The 4,067-nt window shown below is 69.2% G+C and carries 2 protein-coding genes and 1 pseudogene; 1 reads left to right on the top strand and 2 read right to left on the bottom strand.

The genetic code is table 11. The features are described from left to right. Positions 1–161 precede the first annotated feature (161 nt). Positions 162–973 (bottom strand): annotated as a pseudogene (locus BLT59_RS30335) (IS3 family transposase); the annotation flags it as partial. Positions 974–1,048: 75 nt separating this feature from the next. Continuing rightward, positions 1,049–1,576, bottom strand: a complete 528-nt coding sequence (locus BLT59_RS30330; protein ID WP_091789949.1) for a hypothetical protein — start codon at positions 1,574–1,576, stop codon at positions 1,049–1,051. Positions 1,577–1,930: 354 nt separating this feature from the next. Here BLT59_RS30330 and BLT59_RS32225 point away from each other — a divergent pair. After that, on the top strand, positions 1,931–4,067 hold a 2,137-nt coding region (locus tag BLT59_RS32225; RefSeq protein ID WP_139174173.1), incomplete at its 3' end, for a glycosyltransferase family 2 protein.

Genomic DNA, 4,067 nt, shown 5'->3' with positions numbered 1-4,067 from the left:
TGCCGCGTGCATCGGCTGGATCCTGTGTTCGCTATGGCCGAGAGTTCTTCCGGATCGGCAGGAGCCGCCTGGATCGACGTTGACGACAAACACACCGCGGGCGCATGTTCGCGGACGGAGACCTGTCTCTTGGCCAGCCGTCCTTCCTCGCTACGTAGGACGTTATCGACCCGGAGGCTCTTGGGCCGACCTCGCAGCCGGACCAAGGCGTCCAGGGCCTCGGTCACCTGGAAGGCGCGGAAGTTGGCTCTCGGTGTCAGTGAGAGTGCCTCTCGCGTGTGGCAATCGACGACCGTCAGGATCCGGAACGGGCGCCCGTCGAACAGGCGGTCGGACATGAAGTCCATCGCCCAGACCTCGTTGGGTCCACCGATCGCCGGTCGTCCCTGGCGATAGCGCCAGGCTCGCTTGCGCTTGGGCAGCTTGGACCGAATCGACAGCCCCTCGTCGCGGTAGATCCGGTAGGTGCGCTTATGGTTCACCTCCCAGCCCTCCCGTCGTAACAGGATGTGCAGCCGCCGGTAGCCGTAGCGCACCCGTGCGGCAGCCAACTCCTTCAACCGCATCCGCAGCGCGACCTGAGGGTCCGAGCGCTTCCTGTAGCGCTGGGACGAACGGCCGAAGCCGGTGGCTAGGCAGGCCCGACGTTCGCTGATCCCATAGGCCACCAGCAGGTGACCAGCGACCTCACGGCGAGCGGCAGGCCTCACCACTTTCGTTTGAGGACGTCCTGCAGCATGGAGCGGTCCAGCGTCAGGTCGGCGACCAGCCGCTTGAGCTTGCTGTTCTCGTCCTCCAGTTGCTTGAGCCGTCGGATCTCCGGCACGCCCATGCCGACGAACTGCTTCTTCCAGCGATAAAAGGTCGGCTCGGATACACCCATCTTCCGGCAGACCTCGTCCACCGTCGCGCCGTTCTCCGCCTGTCGCAGGGCGAAGGCGATCTGTTCGTTCGTGAAGCGTTTGCGGGGCATGGCATCCACCCTCCTTCAGGGTTCAGGATGCCCGAAAAACTTGCGCTCAGCGCGGACCAGTTTGGTGGGCCAGGGTCACACCGCTTCTATATCGCGCTGAGCACCATCGTCGGACGAGAAATCGTCGGACGGATCGGCCTCTGCTCCGGACTCCTCTGATGCTCCTGCCGCAGCGGTAAAGAAGTCACCGTTCCGGACCGCCTCGCCGCCCGTCACCATCATGCTGAGGTAAGTGTTGAGGGTGTTCGGCGCGACGTCCGGCAGCCGTTCAGCGATCTCGGCATGAGACAGTCCTTGTGGGCCAGCGCTGCCGAGGAGAGCCTTCAGACGACCTTTGGCCGAGTTCGCGCGCGGGCCTCTGGCCCCACGTCGGCCGCCCTGCACAGACGAGGCTCGCTCGCCAACCGGCACCCGCGACCCCTCGGATGGGTGAAGTAGCCCGGATGCCTCCAGCGGAACGCCTTCCACAATCGAGTTCAGGGCAGCTTCGGCCGCACGCAGCTTTGTCAACTCCGCAGCAATTCGCTCATAATCACTCTGGAGAGCAGCCCTGCGCGCACGGACGTCAACGAGTGCCTTTGATAGGGTGCTGTCCTCAGCCATCGATCGATTCCACTATAGCAATTTTCTCGTAGCAGGCATTGGTCATAGGACCCTTCCGGCGTCAACGGCACGGTAGGTCCTTGCCAACTCGGGTTATCAAGCCAAGCCGAGTCCGATATTTACGGCCTGCATGCGCTCGGATAGGGCAGAGGACTCCCGTTATGGACCCAGCCCCTGTCAATTCATGCCCACCATAGCACCAGTTCCCGATCCAGCCGACGGCATGATCTTCTGCGCCCCAGACCTAGCGTGCCCCTTTGTTCCCCTCGTGGCTCGCGGGTGGAACACGGTGGTCAGTAAAAGGCCCGCGATCAAATATAGGGGCGTGACTGGCTGCGACGCGAGAGCGACATTTTGAAGAAATTTTACGGCCTGTACAATCGCTGGGCGAGCTCCGGCTTGGTCCGCGCGAGCAGCAAACCGCTGTTCCAGCTGGCGGCCCGCCGCGGCCTGCCAGCGGCGAACGATCTTTTCACTGCGGACGCGCAGATCGCCGCCCTGGCCCCACACTTCGACACGGCGTTCTACGCGAGCTGGTACGGGATCGCGGCCGACCCGGTGCGCGACTACCTCGTCCACGGCTGGCGCGCGGGCCGCGACCCGCGCCCCGACTTCGACTCCGCCGCCTACCTCGCCCAGCGCCCCCACCTCGCCCGCGCCGGCATCAACCCGTTCCTGCACGCCCTCGCGCGCCGCCGCGTCGGGGCTGGCGGAGCTAGCGGGGAGGGTGGGGCCGGCGGGGCTGACGCCCTGCCGAGGCCCGACACGGCCGAGGCCCACCGCCTCGCCCGCCGCCTCGTCGACGGCGCCTTCTACCGCGCCGGCAATCCCGACCTCGCCGCCGCCGGCGTCGACCCGGTCGACCACTACATGGCCTCCGGCTGGCGCGAGGGCCGCGAGCCGGCGCCCCAGTTCGACACCCTGGCCTACTGCCTCAGCCGCGGGATCACCTTCGCCACCCAGAACCCGCTGGTGCACTACGTCCTGCACGGCGGACCCGCCCGGCCCGACCCGGACGCCGCCTTGGCCCTGCGGATGGCGACGCTCGCCCCCTACTTCGACGCCGCCCATTATCGGCAGCGCCTCCCTCAGCCGCAGGCCGAGGCGCTGGCCGGCGCCACGGACGACGCGCTGCTGTGCCACTACGTGGCGGAGGGCTGGCGGGCACGGGTCAGCCCGCGGCCGGACTTCGACCCGGCCGGGTTCGTGCAGGCGCGGTCCGGCAGCCGGGCGGTCGGCGACGACCCGTTCTTCCGCTACGTGGCCGAGACCCGGCTGACGGGGGCCGAGCCGTTCGCGGAGCCGCACCGGCTGAACCTGCCGGCGGTGGACGCGGAGTGGTACCGGGCGACCTATCCGGATGTGGGCGGGCGCGAGCCGTACCTGCACTTCGCCGAGGCGGGCTGGCGGGAGCTGCGCGATCCGGGTCCGGGGCGCTCGACGCTGGCGGCGCTGCTGCGGGTGTGCGGGCTGCGGCCGGCGCGGGCGCCGGTGGAGGACACGGGCTGGCTCGGCGCGATCGGGCAGGGGGCGCTGGACCGGGACGCGCTCCTGGACCTGCAGGCGCGTCTGGTGGCGGGGCATTTCGACCACGGCTTCTACCGGGCGCGCTACGGGCTGTCCGAGGCGGAGGACGCGGTGCGCGACTACTGCGACACCGGCTGGCGGAAGGGCCGCAATCCCAGGCCGGACTTCAACGGCTGGGCCTACCGCGCGCACCATCCCTCCGCGGAAGCGACGGGCATCGCGCCCTTCGTCCACCACCTCGCCCGGGCCCTGCTGCGCGGCGACGACCTCTCGGGCGAGACCTTCGATCCGCGCTACGGCGCGCCGCCGGCCGAGGAGGACGCGGAGCTGTTCGAGCAGGCCCGGCTGATCGAGCCGTTCTTCGACGCGCCCTGGTACCTCAAGCGCTACCCGGATACCCGCGGCTTCGAGAACGGGCCGGCGATCCACTTCCTGTCCCACGGACAGGAGGAGGACCGCGATCCGAGCAAGGCCTTCTCCACCCGCTTCTATCGCCGGGCCTACGGCCATCTTCTGGGTCCGGGGGAGTCGCCGTTCCTGCACTACGTGCGCACCGGCCGGGCCGCCGGGCTGATGGCCGCGCCCGAGGATCTCGGCACCTACCCGCCCATGGAAGCCCCCGCGTCCGACGACTGGGACCGCCTGCCCCGGGCCCTGCCCATCGCCGACGCCCGCGTCGTCGTCATCGTCCCCGTCTACAAGGGCCGCGGCGAGACCCTGCGCGCCATCCACGCCTGCCTGTCGGCGCCCCAGGCCACGCCCTTCACCCTGCTCGCCGTCAACGACCGCTCCCCCGACCCGGAACTCACCGCCGACCTCGCCCACCTCGCCGGCCGCGGCCTGTTCCACCTCGTCGAGAACGAGCGCAACCTCGGCTTCGTCCGCTCGGTCAACCGCGCCCTCGGCCTGCGCCAGGGCCGCGCCGTCGTCCTGCTCAACTCCGACGCCGAAGTCTTCGGCGACT

Origin of the sequence: Methylobacterium sp. UNC378MF (genome assembly GCF_900103195.1) — a bacterium.
In the GTDB taxonomy this organism is placed as follows: domain Bacteria; phylum Pseudomonadota; class Alphaproteobacteria; order Rhizobiales; family Beijerinckiaceae; genus Methylobacterium.
This window is presented reverse-complemented; position numbering and strand designations above follow the sequence as displayed.

What these genes read in the sequence shown, in the direction of transcription:
- BLT59_RS30330 (WP_091789949.1), bottom strand. Translation starts at nt 1,576, where the DNA reads ATGGCTGAGGACAGCACCCTATCAAAGGCACTCGTTGACGTCCGTGCG.